Genomic DNA, 22,699 nt, shown 5'->3' on the forward strand with positions numbered 1-22,699 from the left:
CGGCCTTGCGGATAGGCGACGGGGTACGGGCCGACAACGCCATGTGCGCCCATATCGGCAACACGGCAGCCTGTGCCGCGATCACCCTGTCATAGGGCCTGATGGGCGGGTGGCCGCGCAATCGCCAAGCGCCCCCTGCCGAAACGGGACATCACCGCGCGACGGGGAGGACGCCGCGCGGTGGTCTGGATGAGGCGTCGTCCACACGCCTCATCATTCGGGTCAGCTGGCGGTGACGCGCTGATGCTGTTCGCCCAGCCCTTCGATACCCAGACGCATCTCGTCGCCCTCCTTCAGGAAACGCGGCGGCGTCATGCCCAGACCCACGCCCGGAGGGGTGCCGGTCGAAATGATGTCGCCGGGCTGCAGCGACATGTAGCGCGACAGATAGGACACAACGTGCGCAACGCCGAACACCATGGTGCGGGTCGAGCCGTCCTGCACGCGTTTGCCGTTCAGCTCCAGCCACATGGACAGTTGCGCCGGATCGGCCACCTCGTCCCGCGTCACCATCCAGGGGCCGATGGGGCCGAAGGTGTCGGCGGATTTGCCTTTGACCCACTGGCCGCCGTGCTCCAGCTGGAACGCGCGTTCGGACAGGTCGTTGACGACGCAATAGCCCGCCACATGGTCCAGCGCGTCCTCTTCGGACACATCCTTGGCTTCCGTGCCGATGACCACGCCCAGTTCGACTTCCCAATCGCCCTTCTCGGCACCGCGCGGCAGAACGATGGTGTCGTTGGGGCCGATGATGGCCGAGGTCGCCTTCATGAAGATCACCGGTTCTTTCGGCACTTCCATACCGCTTTCGGCGGCGTGATCGGCGTAGTTCAGGCCGATGCAGATGAATTTTCCGACATTGCCGACGCAGGCGCCGATGCGGCTGTCGGCGTCGATCACCGGCAGGCTGTCCAGCGACAGGCCGCGCAGGCGGTCCAGGGTTTCAGGCAGAAGTGCTGCGTCTGCAACATCTTCGATCTCGCCCGACAGGTCACGAATCGATCCATCGGAATGCAGTGCTGCGGGACGTTCCTGGCCCTTGGGGCCGACGCGCATGAGTTTCATGTCAGTTCCTTGTGTTTCGCTGTGTTGGCGGCGACCCGCTGCACCATTTGTTCCAGTTCCTTGGCAGTGATGGCGTCGGGCTGGCTGGTGGGCGGTCGCACATAGGCGGATTTGAAGATGCGGCGCTGCACCAGCAACGCCTTGTGAATGTGATAAAACAGATCGCCCGACTGAAAGCCCAGACGGCTGACCGGCAGTATCCCGGTTTCAACCAATGCGGCGGCAGTGTCAAATTCACCGGCACAAAGGGCGTTCCAGACCAGCATGAATTCGCGTGCCTGGCTGGCAAAGGGCATGGTGCCCCGCGCGCCACGGCGGAATTCCTCGACCAGCGTGCCGCCGCCCGCACCACCCAGGATCGCCAGCTTGTCGCCAACGGCGGTCGTCATGGCCTGCACCTGCGCGACGGTGGGCTGGGTTTCCACCTTGATGGTGTCGACCAGCGGCACGGCGTCGGCGATGCGCAGGGCCAGCGCCGGCGGGATCGGCGATTGGGGTACATCCTGAAGGACAATGGGCAGACCTGTGGCCGACGCGATCTGGTGCAGATGTTCAATCACCGCGTCTGGCCCGCTGGGGAAGAAATCGGGCGGCCAGATCATCAGGCGGGTGGCGCCGGCCTCGGCGGCCTCGGTGGCCAGTTGCACGGCCACATGGGTGCCGGGCGCCGAGACGTTCATGATGACCGGCATCTGTCCATCGACCTGATCGGCCACCGCGCTCAGCATGACGCGCCGTTCCTGCTGGGTCAGCTTGAAGATCTCGCTGCCGATGGCGATGCCGATGCCGTGTACACCGGCCTCCAGCATGTCATCGACCTCCAGCCGCAGGCTGCCATAGTCGATGGCGCCATTGGCGGTGAAGGGGGTCAGCAGGATCGGGACGATTCCGGTCAGCCCAGTCATTCGGCGCTCTCCGTCAGGGTCAGGGAAAATACGGGTTTCAGGGGGTAGTGCTCGGGGCGGCCGTCGGCGTCGGTCACCATCAGTTGCGCCATCTCGTTCCACCAGCGGGTGGTGGTTTCGCTGGCCGGTGCACCGGGGGCCGGGAACGGGCGGTCCCGTTCCTGAAAGGCGAAGATCGTGGTGCCGGTGCGGAACAGGTGGAACTGGCGGATGCCGCTTGCGGTCATCTGGTCCAGAAGCTCGGGCCAGACGGCGGCATGGGCCTTGTCATAGGCCGCTTCCGCGCCGTCCTTCAGGCGCATGGTCCAGGCGCGTCGATGCAGGGTCATGACGTCACCCGGTTGTCGTCGATGTAGTCCCAGACCACATCGTAGCCCAGGCCGGGACCAGTGGGCATCGCCACATAGCCCTCGGCATCCATCGGATCGCAGTTGCGGCGTAGATAGGGGTGCGGAGCGTCATAGTCGACGCCGGGGGCCAGCAGCCCTTTCTCGTACCATTCGCTGGTGTCTTCCGAGGTGGCGCCCATGACCTGAAGGTTGCCCCAGCCCGCCATGTGAATCTCGCAGCGCTGGCCAAAGGCTTCGCAGACCACGGCGGTCTTGCGGCAGCCGGTGATGCCACCCCGGCGAATGTCCATCCGGCTCATGTCCGAGGCGCCCTGAAGGATCCATTCGGCGCGGGTGAAAACGCCGCCTGCGGCGATTTCGGGGGCCAAAATCGGGATCGACAGTTCGCGGCACAGCCGGCGATAGCTTTCGACCCGGTATTCGGGCATCGGATGTTCGAACCAGTAGAAGTCGAGCTTCTCCAGCTCGCGGCCGACTTTGATCGTCTCTTCCAGCGTGTGGTAGGTGCCCCAGACGTCGTACATCAGCACCATGTCCGGCCCGACCGCCTCGCGCACCAGGTTGATGGTCTCGATATCGGCGCGGATGTTCGAGGGGCGGCCGTTGGTGGGTTTGCCGGTGTCCGGGTTCCAGAAATAATGCGGATGGATCTTGTAGGCCTTGTAGCCCTCGGCCTTGCAGGCCAGCGCATGCTCGGCATAGACCTGCGGCGGACCGATGTTGGGATAGGTCGAGGCATAGGCGGGCACCTTGTCGCGTGCCCCGCCCATCAGCTTGTAGACCGGCAGGCCGGCGTGGTTGCCCGCCAGATCCCACAGTGCGCAATCGATGACGCTTTGCGCCACTTCGGGAGTGTTGCGCACCCACATCCATTTCCAGATCAGTTCGCGGTCGAACGGGTCGGCCCCAAGGATCATGTCGCGGACCTGGCCTTCGATCAGGCGCTGTTCGTCCGGCGTCATGCCGTCCTGATCGCCATGCTTGCCGCCGCCGAAGAAATGGCCGACCAGCCCCGCGTCGGTCTCGATGGTGGTCACGGTCTGGATCACCTCGGCGCCGGGTTTCAGCCGGGCATGGCCGATGTCCCAGCGGTCCGCGTAGGTGCGGAACCGCGTGACCTTGACGTCGCTGATCTTCATGACGCGCCGCCGACCTGACCAAGCGCCACTTCGGTGGCCGCGTCGAAGCAATGCATCTTGCCGGGAACGATCGACAGATGCACCTGGTCGCCCGGCGCATGAGGAATGCGGTCGCGGGTGGTCAGGGTGACGGTGCCATCCGGCGTGCGCAGCACCATTTCGGTTTCCGCGCCGGTGGGTTCGATGACGACGATCTTGGCGGGAATGCCGGTGTCGGCCAGGCGCAGATCCTCGGGGCGGAAGCCCGCGATGACGTCATGACCGTCTTTCAACTGGGTGCCAGCGGAGCCCAGGATCACCCCCGAGGCGGTGCGCAGCCCCTCTGCCGACGCTTTCGCGGGCAGGAAGTTCATGGCGGGCGAGCCGATGAACCCGGCCACGAAGACATTCGCCGGATGGTCATACAGGTCCAGCGGCGAGCCGATCTGTTCCACATGACCGCCGCGCATGACGACGATCTTGTCGGCCATGGTCATGGCTTCGATCTGGTCGTGGGTGACATAGATCGTCGTGGTCTTCAGACGCTGGTGCAATTCCTTGATCTCGGCGCGCATCTGCACCCGCAGCTTGGCGTCGAGGTTCGACAGCGGTTCGTCGAACAGGAACACTTCCGGATCCCGGACGATGGCCCGGCCCATGGCCACGCGCTGACGCTGGCCGCCCGACAATTGGCGCGGGAAGCGTTCCAGCAGTGGCACGAGGTCCAGGATCTCGGCCGCGGCGTTGACCTTGCGGGCGATCTCGTCCTTGGATTCCTTGGCCAGCCGCAGCGAGAACGCCATGTTCTTGGCCACGTCCATATGCGGGTACAGCGCGTAGTTCTGGAACACCATCGCGATGTTGCGTTCCTTGGGCTGCAGCCGGTTGATGACGGTGCCGTCCAGCACGATCTCGCCGCCCGAGATGGTTTCCAGCCCGGCGATAGAGCGCAAAAGCGTGGACTTGCCGCAGCCCGAGGGGCCGACCAGCACGGTGAATTCGCCGTCCGAAATGTCGAGGTCGATGCCGTGCAGGACTTCGACCGCGCCATAGGATTTACGGATGTTTCTAAGCGCTACTGATCCCATCGGATCATCCTCCCTTGGAAATTTCAGCACCCGCGTCGAACGCAGGCAGCACAAACTGGGGAGGGCGGTTGCCCTCCGGGTCACGGGGGACGGCCACCTGGCCGCCCGCAAGATCGGGGCGCGGCCCCATCAGGCTGTACAGCGGCGAAGTCTCGCCACGGTCGACGCATTCCACCTGCGCCCCGGTCTGGCAGGCCGCGGCCATCGCCAGCGCCCAGGGTTGTTCGCAGGTGTTGTGCAGGATCACCGCCACATCGGCACCGGCGGCCATGTCGAGAACGGCCAGGGTTTCGGTGATGCCGCCCGCCCAGGCCACATCCGGCTGCAACACCCCGACCACGCCGCTGCGCAACAGGTCGGCGCAATCGACCCGCGAGAAGGCGAAGTTGCCAAGCGCCAACGCGATGCCCGGATCCAGGGCGTTTCGGATCCGTTGCAGGTCTTCGATGTTCTGCGGCGGGATCGGATCCTCGATCCAGGCCAGCGGCAGACCGGCGGCGGCTTCGGCAAACCGCAGGGTGTAATCCGCATCCCACGCCAGGAAGGCGTCGATCATGATGGGTACATCGGGACCGGCGGCCTCGGCAAAGCGGCGCATCAGGGCGATATTGGCCTCCAGCCCCTCTTGCCCGGCCTCGGGTCCGTAAGGTGCTGCCGCCTTCAGCCCGTGCCACGGCCCGCCGGAGAAGGCTTCGGGCCGCGGCGTGGTCACATAGACCGGCAGGGTGTCCTGCGCACTGCCGCCCAGCAGATCCACCAGCGGCTGGCTGCTGGCCTTGGCCTGAAGATCCCACAGGGCAATATCCACCCCGGCCACCGCCATCATGGCAAAGCCCGAGCGATCGTTGGGCAGAAGCGAGGCTGTCATCTGGTCTTGCAACAGCGCCACATCGCCCAGATCCTCGCCGGTAAGCAGCCGCGCCAGATGGGCATTGACGATCATCTCGACAACCTCGCCGCCATTGGTGCAGCCCCAGCCGATGTGGCCATCCTCGCCCTCGACCCGGACAAAGACCTTCTTGGTCGGCCACATCCAGCTTGCGCGAGACTCGGCAAACCGGGGGAAGCGCGACATGGGCGACGCGATCCTTGTGGTTTGCAAGGTCTGCTTCTGGAAGCCGCAATCCACGGCCCGGGCAGTGATGGACCGGATCTTCATCCTTTCACGGCCCCGGCCAGAAGTCCGCGCGTGAAGTAGCGTTGACCGAAGAAGAACACGAGCATGATGGGAAGGGCCACGATGGCTGCTGCCGCGCCGACGTACTGGAACTCAAGCGTGAACAGTTCGACAAAGCTGGCCAGACCGATGGTGACGGTCTTGTTGTCGTTGGATTCCAGCAGGATAGAGGCAAAGGCGAACTCGGACCACGCTCCCACGAAGTGCCACATGGCGGCGGTGATCAGCGCCGGGGTCGCCAGCGGCAGCACCACCATGACCATGCTTTGAATACGGGTCGCCCCGTCCATCATGGCGCTTTCTTCCAGTTCGCGCGGAATTTCCCGCAGGCTGGAGGCGATGATCCAGGTCGCGAAGGGCAGGCCAAAGGCGGAATAAAGCAGCACCAGACCGATCAGGCTGTCCTGCAGACCGATCATGTTCATCAGCCGGTAGGTCGGCAACAGCAGGGCGGCCCCCTGGAACATGCGGCTGATGAGCAGCCCGCCCAGGATCAGGTCGCGGCCCGGAAATTTCAGCCGCGCGAAGGCATAGCCGGCCAGGGTTCCGAAGAAGACCACAAGGACCGTCGAGGTGATCGCGATGAAGAAGCTGTTGCCGATCAGGCGCGGCCAGTCCAGCAGTTGCCCCTTCTGGTGCGTCGGCGAGAACAGCGCCTTGTAGGCGTCCAGTGTCGGCGTTTGCGGCCAGAACGAGATCGGAAGCTGGGCCAATTCGGCCTGCGTCTTGAACGACGCAAGGAACAGCCAGAAGATCGGGAACAGGATGTAGATGGCGATCACGACGCCCACAAGGCTGAGCGCGATCCAGTAGAATGTGCGGGGAGACTCGTTCATTCCGAACCCTCCGAGGCCCACGAGCGGCGGTTGATGTAGAGATACAGCGCGACGATCGAGGCCAGCATCACCAGGTTGATGACCGACATGGCCGAGGCCACGCCCCAGTTGAAGAATTCGAAGCTCTGCTGGTAGATGTAGGTCGACATGATCTGGCTGGCATTGGCCGGGCCACCCCCGGTCATGATCCACGGCAGCGCGAATTCAGCGGTGATCCAGATCATCGAGATGACGGTCACGGCGGTCAGCGAAAACGCGATGTTGGGGATGATGACGAAGCGGAACCGCTCCAACGGGCTGGCGCCATCCATGCGCGCGGCTTCGATCTGATCATCGGGAACCGATCGGATGGCGGCGCACAGGATCAGTGCCACCAGCGGCATCTTGCGCCAGATCAGCACCACGACCAGGGCCCACATGACAAGGTTGGGATCGCCCAGGAAGGATATCGTGCCTTCAGTCATCCCTGTCGATTCCAGGGTCTGGCCAATGATGCCGACCTGACCGTGAAGCATCCATTTCCAGGCCATGGCGGTGACCACGTCTGGCAGCACCCAGGGCAGCAGGATCAGTGCCCGCAGGGTGCCGGTCAGCTTGCTGTCCACGGCAAGGAAGGTGCCGACACCCAGGCCGACGAGCACGCACAGGCAGGTGCCGCCCAGGATCCAGATGGCGGTGTTTTTCATCACCAGCCAGAACACCGGATCGGCGGTCAGCGACGTGAAGTTGCTGAAGGTTCCAAAGCCGCGCTCCTGCCCCATGACGATCTTCGTCAGGCTGAGCGTGGCAACGTTGTAGGTGGGCCCGATGACGAACGCCAGAACGGCGATCACCACGGGCAAAATCATGAAATACGCCAAGAGGCGATCATTCTGCATTGTCTTCGGGCCCTTTCTTCTGTCGGCCGAGAGATTATCCGCGGATCAGGTCGATCTGGGTCTGGGCGGCCTTGGTCGCGTCGTCCAACGCCTCTTGCGGCGTCTTCTGGCCGAGCACAGCTTCCTGAATGGCGGTGCCAAGCGCCGATTCAATGGCGGAAACGCCGATGAACCGCGGCATCGGGGCCGCCCCTTCGAAGAGCGTGCCTTCGTTGTAGGCTTTCACCCAGTTCGGCCAGACGGCCTCAAGCTCGGCATTGTCCCAGGCGGCGACGCCGGCGGGGATGCGGGCGATCTCGGGCTGGCCGCCCCAGATTTCCAGCTGCTCGTTCTGCGACCAGAAATCGAGGTACTCGATGGCCGCTTCTGGATTGTCCGAGCGCGCGGAGACCATCAGGATTGCGGTCGGATCCATGATCGCGTTCACCGGCGGGAAGGAGCCGGTGGCCTCATCCGGACGGGGGAAGGGGACGCCGGTCCAGCGCACGTCTTCATTCACACCCCAGGGGGTGTTCAGCCACGACAGGCCGATCCACATGGCCGAGCGGCCCTGTCCGAAAAGCTGCGCGGTGTCGCGGAAGAAGGTCTCGGTCAGCGAGGTGGCTGCCGGGGTCGAGCCATCGGCGATCAGATCGACATAAAGCTGCAGCGCATCCACGATGCCGGGATCGTTCAGGGTGACCTTGCCGGTTTCATCGTCGAATATCCGGCCGCCGTTGGCATAGGCGATGCCTTCGAAGATGTTGATGTCCACGGGTGCGGTGGTTGCCGGGAAGGCAATGCCGGGACGCCCGGGCTTGGTCATCGCCTTGGCGTATTTGCGCAGCTCGTCCCAGGTTGCGGGCGGGCGGTCGAAACCCGCTTCTTCCAGCGCGTCCAGATTGACGGCCAGGAAGCTCGCCATGTCGACATAGGTCGGAAGGCCATAGAGCTTGCCGTCTTCCATGCCGGATTCCAGCACCTCGGGAACGATGCGCTCTTTCCAGCCGTCGATCCTGTCACCGGCAATGTCGTCCAGCGGCTGCACCATGCCGAAGCCGACGAATTCAGGGATGTCCTGCCCGAAGGCCACGATCACATCGGCCAGGCGACGGGTCTGGAACCCAGCAAGGATCTTCTGACGGCGGATCTGGCCGTTGAAGTAAGAGTAGTTCAGCTCGACGTCGGGGTTGGCTTCGGAAAACGCGTCGTTCCGGCCGGCCCACTGTTCAACCTCGTTGGGCGTACCGCCGAATTTCCAGACCGAAAGTTCGCCCGACTGCGCATAGGCGCCGCCGACGGTTGCAAGGGTCACGGCCCCGGCAACGGCCGTCGTGCCAAGGAAGCGGCGACGGTTGATTGCATTGATCATGGTAGATCCTCCCAGGTGATGTGGCGACAGGACTGTCGCCTCCGAATCTCGATGATATACGTGTATCATTCGATATTGACGGAACCTAAGGGCAATGATATTCGTGTGTCAATTGCTAATACGGTCGTTTTCGTTCCCTCGGTGGAAGGGCGGCCAGGGCACCCCCGGGGGTGTTTGAACCGGTGAAAGGGCTGGGGCCGATGGCAGGAGAGACTCGCAAGAAGGTGACGTTGAAAGATGTCTCAAAGGCGTCCGGATTGTCGCTGATCACCGTGTCGCGCGCCCTGCGCCAGCCACAGACCGTGCACGCGGACACCCGCGCCAAGATTCAGAAAACCATCGATGAGCTGGGCTATATTCCAAACCTCGCCGCGCGCTCTCTGGTCTCGCAACGCTCCGACATGATCGGGGTCGTTGTGCCGATTCTCGCCAGCTCGCTGTTTGCCGATTTCGCGGAGGGCGTGTCCAAGGCGCTGGAGCCGCAAGGCCAGCGGGTTCTGCTGGCGGTCAGCAACTGGCAGCCCGAGAAAGAGGAAGAGGCGATTCGCACCTTCATCGCGCGGCAGGCCGATGCGATCATCCTGACCGGTTTTTCCCACACCGATGCCGCGCGGCGGCTGCTGGACCGGTACGACGGGCCGGTGGTGGAGGCGTGGAACACACGCGACAACGTGATCGACAGTGCCGTGGGGTTTGACAACCACGCGGCGGCGGCGGACATGACCCGCTATCTTATCGACAAGGGCTACAGGGACATCGTGATGGTGGGCGGCAGTTCGGTCAACAACGACCAGGCCGCCGACCGGACGCAGGGGGTCATCGATGCGATGACGGCTGCGGGCCGCGAGGTGGGGCCGGAGACCATCGTCGAATTCGACAATCCCGCCACCATCGAAAGCGGCGGCCCGTTGATTCGCAGCCTATTGGCCCGTGACCGCAAGCCCGATGCGGTGTTCTTCCTTGCCGAACTTCCCGCGCAGGGCGCCATGCTGTGGTGCCTGTCGAACGGTGTCCGGGTGCCCCGGGATGTGGCGATTGCCGGGTTCGGGGATCTCAGCCTGTCCGCCTTGCTGCCGGTCCCCATGACGACAGTGCAGATTCGCGGTCGCGAGATCGGCGAGGCCGCCGCGGCGCAGACATTGCAGCGGCTGCAGGGCGCCCCGGCGGATCGCACCGTCAAGGACGTCGGATTTCAGTTACAGATCAGGAGCAGCACATGAAGCTTTCACGCCGGGCCAGTGGTTTCGCGGCCAACGGAGGCCGATCATGGTAAAAGCTGCCATCATCGGCGCTGGTCATTTCGCCTATCGCATGCACATCCCGGTTCTGGCTGCGCGGCCCGAGGTGGTTCTGGACAGTGTCTGCCGTCTGGGCCGGGAAGAGTTAGACCTGATCCGCGACGAATTCGGGTTTGCCTTTGCCACCGAAGATTGGCGCGAGATTCTGGAACGCGACATCGACATTGCCGTGATCGCCTCGCCGCACAACTTCCACTACGCGCAGGCCAAGGCGTTTCTGGAAAAGGGCTGTCACGTCCTTGTCGAAAAGCCCATGTGCCTTGATCCCGCCGAAGCCTGGGATCTGGTCGAAACCGCGCGCCGCGCCGACCGCGAGTTGCTGGTCGCCTATGGCTGGAACTACAAGCCCGGTCTGGATCGGATGCGCGAGATGGTCGGCAAGATCGGCGAGATCGAACATGTGGTCTGTCACATGGCTTCGTTCACGCGGGCGATCTTCTCGGGTGGCGCGCTGGGCCGATGGCAGCATGTAGCGATCCAGCCGGACCGCTCGACGTGGGAATCCCCAGATCAGGGCGGTGGTTACGCTTACGGTCAACTGTCGCACGCGCTGGGCATCCTGTTCTGGCTGACCGACCTGCGCGCCGCCGAGATCCAGGCGATCACCTATGATGCGCCGACCACCATCGATCTGCACGACGCCGCCACCGTGCGCTTTGCCACCGGCGCGACCGGGGTGTTTTCGGGCAGTTGCGGGGTGCCCCAGGGCCATGGGTTCGAGGTTGATCTGCGGATCTACGGCAGCACCGGCTCGGTCCTGCTGGATATCGAAACCCAGCGGCTGACCCTGAAACTGCCCGACGGGGTTTCCGAAACCGCGACGGTGCCGCCCGGCGCCTGGACCTACAGCTGCGAAGGCCCCGCCAACCGGCTGGCCGATATCGCCCTTGGCAAGGGCCGCAACGAAAGCCCCGGCGATGTCGGTGCCCGCGCGGTCGAGGTTCTGCACGCCCTTCTGGGATCGGCCCATTCGGGCGGCGCCCGGCAAACCATCACCACCGCCCCGGCGGCCCCTACGGAGTAACATCAGACATGCAACAGATTGCCATCGTAACCGGCGGCGCGCAGGGCATTGGCCGCGCCGTCGCCGAGAAACTTGCCGCCACGGGCGCCCGCATTGCCATCTGGGACAATGACGCAGACCTGGCCGAAAAAACCGCGCAGGAGATTGGCGGGGGCGCCTTCGCCTGTGCCGTCGATATCTCGAACTGGGACAGCGTGCAGCAGGCCATGGCCGCAACGCAGGCGCAGGGCGGCCCGATTGCCATCCTTGTGAATTCGGCGGGGGTGGCCGGGTCCAACGCGCCGCTGGCTGACTATCCGGTCGAGGAGTTCCGCAGGATCTGCGAGATCAACCTTATCGGTGCGTTCCACGCCAATCGCGCCGTGGTGCCCGCCATGGTGGCCGAAGGCTATGGCCGCATCGTCAACATCGCCTCGGTCGCCGGGAAAGAGGGAAATCCCAATGCCTCGGCCTATTCCGCGTCGAAAGCCGGGGTCATCGGACTGACCAAATCGCTGGGCAAGGAGCTTGCCGATCTGGACATCGCGGTGAACTGCGTCACCCCGGCGGCGGCGCGTACGCGCATTTTCGACCAGATGAAGCAGGAGCATATCGATTATATGCTGTCGAAAATCCCGCGCGGCCGGTTCTTGGAGCTGAACGAGGCCGCGGCCATGATCGTCTGGCTGTGTTCGCCGGAGAACAGCTTTACCACCGGCGCGGTGTTTGATCTGTCCGGCGGGCGCGCGACCTATTGAGCGGCCGTTTCGTGACGGCGGCTGAAACGGCAGGTGTTTCGCAGGAGGCTTCAGACCTCTTGCGGGGCATCGCGCTGATCGACGGGCATCACCACTACTGGCAGATTGGCCGGTTTCCCTATCGCTGGCTGGATCCTTCGGCGCCGGCCGCGCGGTTTGGGGACAAGGCGGGCATCGCGGGTGACTACCTGCCCCCACAGTATCTGGCCGATTTCGCCGGACTTCCGCTGCAGGGCAGCGTGCATGTGCAGGCCAATTGCGGGGCGGATCCCGTCGCGGAAACCCGCTGGCTGCAAGACCTTTCCGACCGCACCGGTTGGCCCACGGCCATCGTTGGGCAGGTTGATCTGGCCGCGCCCGACGCGCGGCAATCCATCGACCGGCACCGGGCGTTTGCGGCCCTGCGCGGCTTGCGCACGCCCGTGGCCTGGGACGCCGCCGGGCGCTGGCGCGTGGCCGACCGCCCCAAGGTGCTGTCGGACGCCGGATTTCGCGCGGCGGCGGCGCATATGGCCGACCATGATCTGTGCCTGGAGATGGTTGTGGTGCCCGAACAGCTTGGCGAGTTGGCGGATTTCGCCGCCGCGCATCCGCGCTTGCGGATCGCCGTCAACCACTTCGCGACGCTTGAGCCGTCGCAGCCTGGCAATACTGATGCCTGGGAGGCCGGAATCGCCGGACTGACGAATTGTCCCAACGTTTCCATCAAGTTGTCCGGGCTGTGGACCGTCGACAAGACATGGGATCCGCAGGTTCTGCAGCCTTTCGTCGATCATCTTCTGGCCTGTCTCGGGTCTCAGCGGGTGCTATATGGCTCGAACATGCCGGTGGAAGGGGTCAACTGCCCGGTGCCCCGGCAATTTGCCAGCCTCGCACGGGTGCTTGGCGGGCGTTCCCGTGCGGAGCTGGAGGATATCTTCGGCCAGACCGCGCGAAGGCTCTATCGGTTGGCTCCCTTCGTAACAGGGCAGACACGTGCCCCCTGAATTCTGCCCGGCGGTGAGGCTGGTGGTCAGAAGGTCCGCCATCCGGAACATTCGTCAGCCCAGACGGAAAACGGCGCATTCATGCCGGTGGCGTCCCGGCGTTCAACAGAGCTTTGTAAAAGGTGACGTTAGCGTTAACCTTTTTCTGACATGTCACCGCAAAGTCCATTTCCGCTGATTCCTTTCGTGACTTCCGGAGGAGTGAATGAGCCGTTTTGAGCGCTTCGTAACCCGCAGGGTGCCGGTTTGGGCCGTCGGCCTTCTGGTGGTGTTTGGCCTGATCGGCACGATCGCTTTTTCCAATATCGCGGTGCACACAGCGCAAGGCGGGCGCAAGGCCGGGGTCGCGGGGGACATGATCTTTGCGGTCTCGAACATCCCGAAATTCCTCAACAGCCTTGTCTCGGCCGAGCGCTACCTGAAAATCTCGAACCGGCGGTTCGAGGGCCGCTCGGGGTTCACCTTTGCCTATCCGCCGGGCATTCGCGTCGATGCCGGGTACCTGCTGCTCAGCCGCTACGATCCGGATCGGGCGCGCGGCGTCATCGAATTGTGGGACCTCAACGCCCAGACAGAATTGCACGTCTGGCTGCCGCCCATCGACGAAATCAACCGACAGGCCACGGATTTCAAGAGCGACACCATGGATCTGGCCCGCGACAAGAACCAGAGCCGTTTTCTGCCGCGCCATCCGGCGATCCTGCCCAACGGCGATATCGTCATCAAGTCGCGCACGCCCCTGTCCCGCGTAGATGCCTGCAACCGCATCGTCTGGATCAACGACGACTACCTGTTTCACCATTCGACCGAGGTCGACACCGATGGCTCGCTCTGGGTGGCCACGGTGCTGAATCCGCCTTCGATCGCCCGTGTGAACAAGGAGGAATTTCTCGACGACGCCATCACCCACGTCAGCGCCGAGGGGGAGGTTCTGATGGTGCGTTCGGTGGCCGATATTCTGCTCAAGCAGGGGATGCACAATTTCGTTTTCGGCCGGGATGAGTATCTGGCCAATCCCATTCACCTCAACGACATCCAGCCGGTGACGGCCGATGGCCCCTACTGGAAGAAGGGCGACCTGTTCCTGAGCCTGCGGAATCCGTCGATGATCGCGCTGTACCGTCCGTCCGAGGATCGCATCGTCTGGTCCAAGTCCGGTCCCTGGAGCCACCAGCACGATGTCGATGTGCTGGACGATCACCGGATTGCGGTGTTCAACAACAACTCTTACGAAGCCTATCCGATCCCGTGGATTCCCGATCATTCCGAGGTGCTGGTCTATGACTTCGACACCCAGACGGTCACCTCGCCGTGGGGGGACGTGCTGGCCGAGATGGCGTTGCGCAGCGCGACCGAGGGATTGCAGCAAATTCGTGCCTCGGGCGAAATCATGATCGAGGAACAGAATGCCGGGCGGCTGTTCGCGCTGGATGCGGACCAGAGCCTGCTGTGGGAATATATCAACCGGGATGAAGAGGGCTATCAGGCCCGTCTGGGGTGGAGCCGCTTTCTGGAACCCGCGGCCGGTGATGCGCTGGTTGCAAAGCTCAACACCCTGACCTGCCAAAGCTAGGCGTGTGGCGTGCGCCGGGGGCGGACAATTCCCTTGCCAATCCGACGTGCTTGGCGGCAGATGCGACCATGACCTCATTTGCCGATGCCGCCCTTGCCGCCACCGCCCGCATGCGGGCCCTGTTTCCGCCCACGCCCCTGTTGCGCAACGACTTTCTGTCGGAAAGATACGGCGCGGACATCTGGTTGAAGCGCGAAGACCTGTCGCCGGTACGCTCCTACAAGATCCGCGGGGCCTTCAACGCCATGCGCAAGGTCCGCGCCGAGACACCCGAGCAGGATCAGTTCGTTTGCGCCAGCGCCGGCAACCATGCGCAGGGCGTGGCCTTTACCTGCAAGCATTTCGGGGTGCGCGGCACGATCTTCATGCCGGTGACCACACCGCAACAGAAGATCCAGAAGACCCGCGCTTTCGGCGGCGACGCCATCAAGGTGCGGCTTACAGGGGATTATTTCGACGACACGCTAGCCTCGGCGCAGGCGTACTGCCGCGAGATCGGCGGCCATTTTCTGGCCCCCTTCGATGATGCCGATGTGATCGAAGGACAGGCCTCGGTCTCGGTCGAGATCCTGGACCAGTTGGGAAAATCACCCGATCTGATGGTGCTGCCGGTGGGCGGGGGTGGTCTTGCCTCGGGGGCGCGACGGTATCTGTCCGAAGTGGCACCGGCGGTGGATCTGCGTCTGGTGGAGCCGCAGGGCGGTGCCAGCCTGAGTGCGGCGCTGGCTGCCGGGGCGCCGGTGAAGCTGGCCAAGGTGGACAATTTCGTCGATGGCGCGGCCGTGGCCCAGATCGGCGCGCTGACCTTCGAGGTATTGAAAGCAACGCCGCCGGAAAAGGTGCTGACGGCGCCCGAGGATCGCATCTGCACCACGCTGGTCGAGATGCTGAACGTCGAGGGCATCGTGCTGGAACCGGCGGGCGCGCTGGCCGTGGACAGCCTGGCCGACATCACGCAGGACATATCCGGAAAGACCGTGGTCTGCGTCACCTCGGGGGGCAATTTCGATTTCGAACGTCTGCCGGAGGTGAAGGAACGGGCCCTGAAATTCTCGGGCATCAAGAAGTACTTCATCCTGCGCCTGCCGCAGCGGCCCGGCGCGCTGAAGGATTTCCTGAACCTTCTGGGGCCGGATGACGATATTGCCCGGTTCGAATACCTGAAGAAGTCGGCGCGCAACTTCGGGTCGGTCCTGATCGGGATCGAAACCCCCGATGCGGGCAATTTCGACGATCTGTTTGCCCGGCTTGATGCGCATGGCTTCGTCTATCAGGACATCACCCGCAACACGACACTGGCCGAATTCCTTATCTGAGCTTCAGGCCGCCGACCGATGCTCGGCCAAAGCCTGCAGGCACTGGTCATATCGCGCCAGGATGCCCGCCAGATCGACCTGATCGGCCTGTCCCTGTCGGGCCAGCAGTTCGCCGGCCTGGCAAGCCTCGGCCAGCGGCGTGAACCCAAGGTTCAGGGCCGCTCCGCGGAGGAAATGCAGATCCGCGCCCAGAGTGGCCGGATCCGGCCCCGCGCGCAGCTTGGTGGCCAACTCCTCGATCTCGGCCATGAACATCTCGACGATCTCGTCCAGCGCCTCTGCGCCGACTTCGTCCCGCAATTCATCCAGTCGCGCCCAATCCATGCGCCAAACTCCCACACCTATTACCCGGCCCGGAGCCTAGCGGAGCCGCCTTAAGAACCCACTGATAAAACCCGTAGAATTGTCGGTTTCACTTTTTGTTAACACTGCGCTGTCACTGGAGGATCATTCGGGGGTTCCGATGACCAGACATGACACCTTGCCTTTCGTGGGCGCCGACACGACCGCCGGGGCGCGGCCCCGGATCCTGATCGTGGACGACAGCCCGGCGCAGCGGATGCTGATGGCGGCGCAATTGCGGCGGTTCGGCTTTGACGTGCTTGAGGCCGATTGTGCCGAACGCGCGCTTGAAGTCTGCCGCAGCCAGGAGATCCGGCTGATCCTCAGCGACTGGGTGATGCCGGGCATGTGCGGCCCGGAACTGTGTCATCGGGTCAAATCCGATCCCGATCTCAGCTATGCCTATTTCATCCTGCTGACGTCAAAAAGCGAACGGGCGGATATTGCCCACGGGCTGGATCGCGGGGCCGACGATTTCCTGACCAAGCCGGTGAACGGCGACGAGTTGCGCGCGCGGCTGAAGGCCGGGATGCGGGTGATCGCCATGCAGCACGAATTGTCCGAGAAGAACCGCCTGATCGGCCAGACATTGTCCGAACTTCAGGGCCTTTACGGCAAGATCGAGGAAGACCTGCTTGAAGCCCAGAAACTGCAGGAAGCGCTGGTGCGCGAGCGGTTTCGCGATTTCGGCACCGGGCAGGTGTCGCTTCTGTTGCGGTCCAGCGGCCATGTGGGCGGCGACCTGGTGGGTTTTTTCCGCGCCAGTGCCAGCCAGGTGGGGCTCTATTCCATAGATGTCTCGGGGCATGGCATCAGCTCTGCTCTGATGACCGCGCGGCTGGCCGGGCACCTGAACACCGCCAGCCCGCGCCAGAATATCGCCCTGTCGCACACCGCCGGGGATTTCTACCGCGTGCTTCCGCCGGATGAAGTCGTGCGGCGGTTCAACGAATTGATGTCCACGGTGATCTCGACGGATCTCTATTTCACCATCGCCTATGCCATCGTCGATCTCGACAGCGGGGTGGTGGATTTCTGCCAGGCCGGCCATCCGCACCCGGTGGTACAGCGCGCCGATGGATCGGTGGAACTGCACGGGCAGGGCGGGTTGCCCGTCGGCCTGATCGACGCGGCGGACTATGCCCCCGTGCGGGTCAAGCTGTGCCCCGGCGACCGGCTGCTGCTGGCCTCGGACGGGATCACTGAATGTCCCGGTCGCAGCGGCGGGCAGTTGGAAGACGCAGGCTTTCAGACCATGCTGGCCGCACGCAAGTCTCTGGCGGGACCGGCATTGCTGGACGGTCTGGTGACCGATCTGGAGGATTTCTCGGGCGTGTCGGAGTTTCCCGACGACGTCTCCGTCGCGATGTTCGAGTTTCGCGGGGCCGAGCCGGGTCGTTAAAGCCCGATCTTTCGGGCATAGCGGCGCAAGGCGGCGCGGTCGCCGGGACTGCCGACCAGTTTTGCAGCGGTATCCACGGGCAGCCAGACGGCGGTGTGACCGGCCTCGGGCGGTGGCGCCACTGCGCGGGCCGGGCGCGCCACGTAGATCAGGCAGATCTTTTCCGCCCAGATGTCGTATTCGGGCATGAAGGTGAACCGCCGGTGCGCGTCGAACCGGGTGGCCCGTCCGATGTGCCAGCCGGTCTCTTCGAACACTTCTCGATACAGGGCGCACAGGGGCTGTTCACCGGGGTCGATGCCGCCACCGGGAAGCTGAAACTCGGGCACCGGCGCCATCTGATGGGTCAATAAAACCTGGTCGCCGCGCGCCAGAATGGCGTAAACGCCGGGCCGCGCCACGTGGCGACGCGAGCCATCCACCGGGTCTCCGTATCTGCGCATCCCTTGGACCTTCGGTTGTCGTGCCTATATGGACGCGGTATGCCCCCCTAATCGGGCGAAGGAAACCCCATGACCCTTGGATCGAAGATTGCCTGGGACGACACCGTCCTGCCATTTCAACTTGACCGCACCGATGTGCGGGGCCGCGTCGCGCGTCTGGACGGGGTGCTGGATGGCATCCTGTCCCAGCACGATTACCCGCCCCAGATCGAAGCCCTTGTGGCCGAGATGGCCCTGCTGACCGCGCTGATTGGCCAGACCATCAAGCTGCGCTGGAAGCTGTCGCTGCAAGTGCGCAGCAGCGGCGCGGCACGGCTGATCGCCACCGACTATTATGCCCCGACCGAGGATGGCGCTCCGGCGCGGATCCGGGCCTATGCCAGCTATGACGCCGACAAGCTGACCGATGACACCGCCTTCGCGCAGGTGGGCAAGGGCTATTTCGCGATCCTGATCGATCAGGGCAAGGGCACCAAACCCTATCAGGGGATCACGCCGCTTGCGGGCACCTCGCTGAAGGGCTGCGCCGAGACCTATTTCGCCCAGTCCGAGCAGTTGCCGACCCGTTTTGCCCTGACATTCGGCGAATCGACCGAAGCCGGTGGCACGCCGCATTGGCGCGCAGGCGGCGTCATGCTGCAGATGATGCCCAAGGGCGCGGCCCCGGCGTCGGGCGAAGGCGGTTCGGGAGATGCCGGGCTGATGCAGGCCGAGGATCTGCTGGACGGCGACGCCGAAGAGAACTGGTCGCGCGCCAACCTGCTGCTGGACACAGTGGACGAGTTGGAGCTGATCGGCCCTTCGGTGCAGCCCACCGAACTCCTGGTGCGGCTCTTCCACGAGGAACAGCCACGCGTCTTTGATGCCCAGTCGGTGGCCTTCGGCTGTACCTGCAGTTCTGATCGGGTGCGCCAAAGCCTGTCGATCTATTCGGCCAAGGACATCGGCCATATGACCACGCCGGAAGGCACGGTGACCGCCGATTGCCAGTTCTGCGGCGCGCATTATGAATTCGACCCCGCGACCCTGGGGTTCGAAGCCACCGCCGCGCCGGATGCCGACAGCGATGCCGGCCAGTGACACCGGGCGCCGCCTTCGGGCGGCGCTGACCCTGCAGACCGGGGCCTCGTCGGATTTCGATCTGAACCCGGATGCGGTTTTGCCCCCGGGCCGCAAGCTGCGCGATGCGGCGGTGCTGGTCGCCGTTCTGGACACCGCCGACGGGCCGCAGATCTATCTGACCAAGCGCGCCTCGCATCTGGCGCATCATCCCGGCCAGATTGCCTTTCCCGGCGGCAAGGTCGATGCCACCGACAGCGGGATCGAAGCCGCGGCCCTGCGCGAAGCACGCGAGGAGATCGGCCTGCCCGCCTCTCATGTGTCCATCCTGGGCCGGCTGCCTTGCCACGAGACCGTCACAAGTTTCCGGGTGACGCCGGTGCTGGCGCAAATCACCCGGCCTTTCGCGTTGCGGCCCGAACCCGGCGAGGTCGACGAGGTCTTCACCGTGCCGCTGCGCCATCTGGCTGATCCGGCCCGCTACCGGGTCGAGGGCCGACGCTGGCGCGGCGCAAGGCGCCATTACTACACCGTGCCCTTCGGGCCGTACTATGTCTGGGGCGCCACGGCGCGCATTCTGCGGGGGCTGGCGGACCGGCTGGCGCAGGTCCCGTGACCCGGATTGACGCCGACTGGCTGGCGGACCCGGCGGCGCGCGCGGTTTGTGCGGCCCTGACCGAGGCCGGGCACAGGATCTATTTCGTCGGCGGATGCGTCCGCAACACGCTGTTGGGCCGCCCGGTCAGCGATCTGGATCTGGCCACCGATGCACGACCCGAACAGACCGAGGCTGCTGCTGCCGCCGCCGGGTTGAAGTCGGTGCCGACCGGCAAGGATCACGGCACCATCACGCTGGTCGCCGGGGGGCAGGGCTTCGAGGTCACCACCTTTCGCCATGACATCGAGACCGATGGCCGTCACGCGGTGGTGCGGTTTTCGGACAAACTGGAAGACGACGCGGCGCGGCGCGATTTCACCATGAATGCCCTATACGCCACGCCCGACGGTCAGATCCTCGATCCCGTGGGCGGGTTGGAGGATCTGCGCGCCGGCCGCCTGCGGTTCATCGGCGACGCCGATCAGCGGATTGCCGAGGATTACCTGCGCATCCTGCGATTCTTCCGCTTCCATGCGTGGTATGCCGACCCCGCAGGCGGCATGGACGCCGAGGCCCTGGCCGCCTGTGCCGCCGGGGCCGAGGGGTTGGACCGGCTGGCGGCAGAGCGGGTGGGGCAGGAAATTCTGAAACTCCTTGCCGCCCCCGATCCCGGCCCCGCCGTGGCGGCGATGGAACAGGCGGGCCTTCTGTCCCGCGTGCTGCCCGGCGCGACGGCCCACGCGCTGCCGGTGCTGATCCACCTGGAAGGCGATCTGCCCGCCGATCCGCTGCGCCGTCTTGCGGTGCTGGGGGGCGAAGATGTCTCGACCCGGTTGCGACTCAGCCGCACGCAGGCCCGCCGGTTGGACCTGTTGCAGCAGGGGCTGGCCGATCCGTGCCCGGTGGCTGAGGCCGCTTATCGTCATGGTCCCGATGCGGCGCGCGACATCGCCTTGCTGCTGGCCGCCAGCCTGGAACAGCCCTTGCCTGCGACGCTGGAGGCCGATCTGGCGCGGGGGGGGGCAGCGCGCTTTCCGATCAAGGCCGCCGACCTGATGCCCCGGCTTCAGGGCAAGGCCCTGGGCACGGCGCTGACCGCGCTGGAAGCACGCTGGATCGCATCGGGGTTCACGCTGGACAAATCCGCCCTGCTGCAATTGCCCGAAGCGGGCTGAGCGGCCTTCCGCCCGGCCCCGGCCGGATTCCACGCGCCCCCCCGGTTTCCCAAGACCCGGTTTCGGGCTAGGTCTGAGGCATTGTCCTTCTCATTGGCAGGCCTGCCCCCCGTGTTCCGCTTTTTCGAAAATCTGGTCGATCCCTATGTGGAGTATGAAGAGGTCGACGCCCCGCCGCGTCGGCTCTGGCCGTTTCTGCGCGCCTATTCCCGCCCGTTCCGGCGGGTGTTCGTCGTGGCGGCTGTGCTGTCCATCGTCGTGGCAGCGGTCGAGGTCGGGCTGATCTACTACATGGGCCGCATCGTCGATCTGTTGTCGGGCGGGGCGCCGGGCGAGGTCTGGCAAGCGCATCGCGTCGAATTGATCGCCATCGCCCTGTTCATCGTGTTCCTGCGCCCGCTGGTGCAGGGTGTGGACGTGATGCTGTTGAACAACGGCATCCTGCCCAGCTATGGCACGCTGTTTCGCTGGCGCGCACATCGGCAGGTACTGCGCCAGTCGGTGGGCTGGTTCGAGAACGATTTCGCCGGCCGCATCGCCAACCGCATCATGCAGGCCCCCCCGGCGGCGGGCGAGGCGGTGTTCCAGGTCTTCGACGCGCTGACCTTCTCGTTGGCCTATCTGATCGGGGCCGCGGTGCTGCTGGCCGAGGCTGATCTGCGGCTGGCGGTGCCGCTGCTGATCTGGTTCGGCTTCTACGTGGTGCTGGTGCGCTGGACGGTGATCCATGTCGGTCCGGCGTCGCAGGCGGCCTCGGACGCGCGGTCGATGACCACCGGGCGGGTGGTGGACAGCTATGCCAATATCCATTCGGTCAAGCTGTTCGCCCATCACGATCGCGAGTTGGAATATGCCAAGGAAGCCATCGAGGAGACCCGGCAGACCTTCATTCGTGAAATGCGGGTGTTCACGATCATGGATGTGGCGCTGACGGCGCTGAACGGGCTGCTGATCATCGGTGTGGTGGGCTGGGCCTTCGCGCTGTGGATGCAGGGTTCGGCCAGTGTTGGCGTGGTGGCGGCAGCGACGGCACTGACCCTGCGCCTGAATGCCATGACCGGCTGGATCATGTGGGCGGTCAGCACGTTCTTTCGGTCGTTGGGCATCGTCGCCGAGGGGCTGGAGACCATCGCCCAGCCGATCACCCTGCTGGATGCCCCTGACGCGCAGCCCCTTCAATTGCGCGCGGGCGAGATCGCCGTGCGCGATCTGCGCCACCATTACGGACGCGGCAGCGGCGGGCTGGACAAGGTCAGCTTCACCCTGAAACCGGGCGAGAAGATCGGTCTGGTGGGCCGGTCCGGGGCCGGGAAATCGACGCTGGTGAAGTTGTTGCTGCGGTTCTACGAGCCTGAAGGCGGGCGCATCGAGATCGACGGGCAGGACATTGCCTGCGTCACACAGGACAGCCTGCGCGCCCGGATCGGCATGGTGCAACAGGACAGCAGCCTGCTGCACCGCTCGGTCCGCGACAACATCCTGTATGGTCGTCCCGACGCCAGCGAGGCCGAGATGATCGCCGCCGCAAGGCGCGCCGAGGCGCATGACTTCATCCTTGGGTTGCAGGACCCGGAAGGCCGGCGCGGCTATGACGCCCATGTGGGCGAGCGCGGTGTGAAACTGTCGGGCGGGCAGCGCCAGCGGATTGCGCTGGCGCGGGTGATTCTGAAGGACGCGCCGATCCTTGTTCTGGACGAGGCCACCAGCGCGCTGGACAGCGAGGTCGAGGCCGCCATCCAAGACACGCTGTACGGCATGATGGAGGGCAAGACGGTGATCGCCATCGCGCATCGCCTGTCCACCATCGCCCGGATGGATCGGATTCTGGTGCTGGACGCCGGCACCATCGCCGAGGAGGGCAGCCACGAGGAACTGCTGGCGCGCGGCGGGTTGTACGCAGGCTTCTGGGCGCGGCAATCGGGCGGGTTTCTGGGCACCGACCCGGACGGAGCGAGTGCGCCGTGAGCCTGACCATCGA

At 64.7% G+C, this 22,699-nt stretch carries 22 protein-coding genes; 11 read left to right on the forward strand and 11 right to left on the reverse strand.

Going from position 1 to position 22,699, the window contains the following annotated elements:
- Nucleotides 1-222 precede the first annotated feature (222 nt).
- The 9 genes from H8B03_RS18170 to H8B03_RS18210 all read right to left on the reverse strand — a co-directional run bounded on the left by H8B03_RS18170 (nt 223) and on the right by H8B03_RS18210 (nt 8,768).
- Nucleotides 223-1,065 carry a fumarylacetoacetate hydrolase family protein gene (locus tag H8B03_RS18170; RefSeq protein ID WP_193143309.1) on the reverse strand — a complete coding sequence of 281 codons (843 nt, stop codon included), beginning with the start codon at nt 1,063-1,065 and terminating at the stop codon, nt 223-225.
- Entirely contained in the window at nt 1,062-1,970 is a 909-nt protein-coding gene (locus H8B03_RS18175; protein WP_193143310.1) for a dihydrodipicolinate synthase family protein, read from the reverse strand. The genes H8B03_RS18170 and H8B03_RS18175 overlap by 4 nt, the downstream gene beginning before the upstream one ends.
- Complete coding sequence (locus H8B03_RS18180; RefSeq protein ID WP_193143311.1) at nt 1,967-2,299, reverse strand: L-rhamnose mutarotase; 333 nt, start codon at nt 2,297-2,299, stop codon at nt 1,967-1,969. The genes H8B03_RS18175 and H8B03_RS18180 overlap by 4 nt, the downstream gene beginning before the upstream one ends.
- Nucleotides 2,296-3,459, reverse strand: a complete 1,164-nt coding sequence (locus H8B03_RS18185) for an enolase C-terminal domain-like protein (protein WP_193143312.1) — start codon at nt 3,457-3,459, stop codon at nt 2,296-2,298. The genes H8B03_RS18180 and H8B03_RS18185 overlap by 4 nt, the downstream gene beginning before the upstream one ends.
- A complete protein-coding gene (locus H8B03_RS18190) occupies nt 3,456-4,526 on the reverse strand; it encodes an ABC transporter ATP-binding protein (protein WP_193143313.1) in 1,071 nt (356 codons plus the stop codon). Before H8B03_RS18190 ends, H8B03_RS18185 begins: the two co-directional genes overlap by 4 nt.
- 4 nt (nt 4,527-4,530) lie before the next feature.
- A complete protein-coding gene (locus tag H8B03_RS18195) occupies nt 4,531-5,601 on the reverse strand; it encodes an enolase C-terminal domain-like protein (RefSeq protein ID WP_193143314.1) in 1,071 nt (356 codons plus the stop codon).
- A gap of 80 nt (nt 5,602-5,681) precedes the next feature.
- Nucleotides 5,682-6,539, reverse strand: coding sequence for a carbohydrate ABC transporter permease (locus tag H8B03_RS18200; protein ID WP_193143315.1), 858 nt, complete (start codon nt 6,537-6,539; stop codon nt 5,682-5,684).
- A complete protein-coding gene (locus H8B03_RS18205) occupies nt 6,536-7,387 on the reverse strand; it encodes a carbohydrate ABC transporter permease (RefSeq protein ID WP_193143316.1) in 852 nt (283 codons plus the stop codon). The genes H8B03_RS18200 and H8B03_RS18205 overlap by 4 nt, the downstream gene beginning before the upstream one ends.
- A gap of 64 nt (nt 7,388-7,451) precedes the next feature.
- Nucleotides 7,452-8,768: an ABC transporter substrate-binding protein gene (locus H8B03_RS18210; protein WP_193143317.1), complete on the reverse strand. Its 1,317-nt coding sequence runs from the start codon at nt 8,766-8,768 to the stop codon at nt 7,452-7,454.
- A 200-nt stretch (nt 8,769-8,968) separates the two neighbouring features.
- Between H8B03_RS18210 and H8B03_RS18215 the strand changes: the two genes are divergently transcribed.
- From H8B03_RS18215 to ilvA, 6 genes are all read left to right on the forward strand, one after another.
- Entirely contained in the window at nt 8,969-9,988 is a 1,020-nt protein-coding gene (locus H8B03_RS18215) for a LacI family DNA-binding transcriptional regulator (protein ID WP_193143318.1), read from the forward strand.
- 46 nt (nt 9,989-10,034) lie between these two features.
- Nucleotides 10,035-11,090 carry a Gfo/Idh/MocA family protein gene (locus tag H8B03_RS18220; protein WP_193143319.1) on the forward strand — a complete coding sequence of 352 codons (1,056 nt, stop codon included), beginning with the start codon at nt 10,035-10,037 and terminating at the stop codon, nt 11,088-11,090.
- Nucleotides 11,091-11,098: 8 nt separating this feature from the next.
- Nucleotides 11,099-11,827, forward strand: coding sequence for an SDR family NAD(P)-dependent oxidoreductase (locus tag H8B03_RS18225; RefSeq protein ID WP_193143320.1), 729 nt, complete (start codon nt 11,099-11,101; stop codon nt 11,825-11,827).
- Between the two features lie 59 nt (nt 11,828-11,886).
- Nucleotides 11,887-12,813, forward strand: a complete 927-nt coding sequence (locus H8B03_RS18230; protein WP_193143321.1) for an amidohydrolase — start codon at nt 11,887-11,889, stop codon at nt 12,811-12,813.
- 205 nt (nt 12,814-13,018) lie between these two features.
- Nucleotides 13,019-14,386 carry an arylsulfotransferase family protein gene (locus H8B03_RS18235; RefSeq protein ID WP_193143322.1) on the forward strand — a complete coding sequence of 456 codons (1,368 nt, stop codon included), beginning with the start codon at nt 13,019-13,021 and terminating at the stop codon, nt 14,384-14,386.
- 68 nt (nt 14,387-14,454) lie between these two features.
- Entirely contained in the window at nt 14,455-15,702 is a 1,248-nt protein-coding gene (gene ilvA / locus H8B03_RS18240) for a threonine ammonia-lyase IlvA (protein ID WP_193143323.1), read from the forward strand.
- A 3-nt stretch (nt 15,703-15,705) separates the two neighbouring features.
- On the opposite strand, the gene H8B03_RS18245 is transcribed toward ilvA, so the two are convergent.
- On the reverse strand, nt 15,706-16,026 hold the full coding sequence (locus H8B03_RS18245) for an Hpt domain-containing protein (RefSeq protein WP_193143324.1): 321 nt from the start codon (nt 16,024-16,026) through the stop codon (nt 15,706-15,708).
- Between the two features lie 139 nt (nt 16,027-16,165).
- Here H8B03_RS18245 and H8B03_RS18250 point away from each other — a divergent pair, with 139 nt between their 5' ends.
- Nucleotides 16,166-17,446 carry a PP2C family protein-serine/threonine phosphatase gene (locus H8B03_RS18250; RefSeq protein ID WP_193143325.1) on the forward strand — a complete coding sequence of 427 codons (1,281 nt, stop codon included), beginning with the start codon at nt 16,166-16,168 and terminating at the stop codon, nt 17,444-17,446.
- Here the strand turns inward: H8B03_RS18250 and H8B03_RS18255 are convergent.
- Nucleotides 17,443-17,889, reverse strand: a complete 447-nt coding sequence (locus H8B03_RS18255) for an NUDIX domain-containing protein (RefSeq protein WP_193143326.1) — start codon at nt 17,887-17,889, stop codon at nt 17,443-17,445. The two genes, H8B03_RS18250 and H8B03_RS18255, sit on opposite strands and share 4 nt — an antisense overlap.
- A 69-nt stretch (nt 17,890-17,958) precedes the next feature.
- On the opposite strand from H8B03_RS18255, the gene H8B03_RS18260 reads away from it, so the two are divergent.
- The 4 genes from H8B03_RS18260 (at nt 17,959) to H8B03_RS18275 (ending at nt 22,686) form a co-directional block, all read left to right on the forward strand.
- On the forward strand, nt 17,959-18,969 hold the full coding sequence (locus H8B03_RS18260; protein ID WP_193143327.1) for an Hsp33 family molecular chaperone HslO: 1,011 nt from the start codon (nt 17,959-17,961) through the stop codon (nt 18,967-18,969).
- Nucleotides 18,956-19,564: a CoA pyrophosphatase gene (locus tag H8B03_RS18265; protein ID WP_193143328.1), complete on the forward strand. Its 609-nt coding sequence runs from the start codon at nt 18,956-18,958 to the stop codon at nt 19,562-19,564. The genes H8B03_RS18260 and H8B03_RS18265 overlap by 14 nt, the downstream gene beginning before the upstream one ends.
- Nucleotides 19,561-20,721 (forward strand): CCA tRNA nucleotidyltransferase, encoded by a 1,161-nt coding sequence (locus H8B03_RS18270; RefSeq protein ID WP_193143329.1) that lies wholly within the window; start codon nt 19,561-19,563, stop codon nt 20,719-20,721. The genes H8B03_RS18265 and H8B03_RS18270 overlap by 4 nt, the downstream gene beginning before the upstream one ends.
- A gap of 111 nt (nt 20,722-20,832) precedes the next feature.
- Complete coding sequence (locus tag H8B03_RS18275; RefSeq protein WP_193143330.1) at nt 20,833-22,686, forward strand: ABC transporter ATP-binding protein; 1,854 nt, start codon at nt 20,833-20,835, stop codon at nt 22,684-22,686.
- Nucleotides 22,687-22,699 lie beyond the last annotated feature (13 nt).

This window comes from Meridianimarinicoccus sp. MJW13 (genome assembly GCF_014901205.1).
Classification (GTDB): Bacteria; Pseudomonadota; Alphaproteobacteria; order Rhodobacterales; family Rhodobacteraceae; genus Meridianimarinicoccus.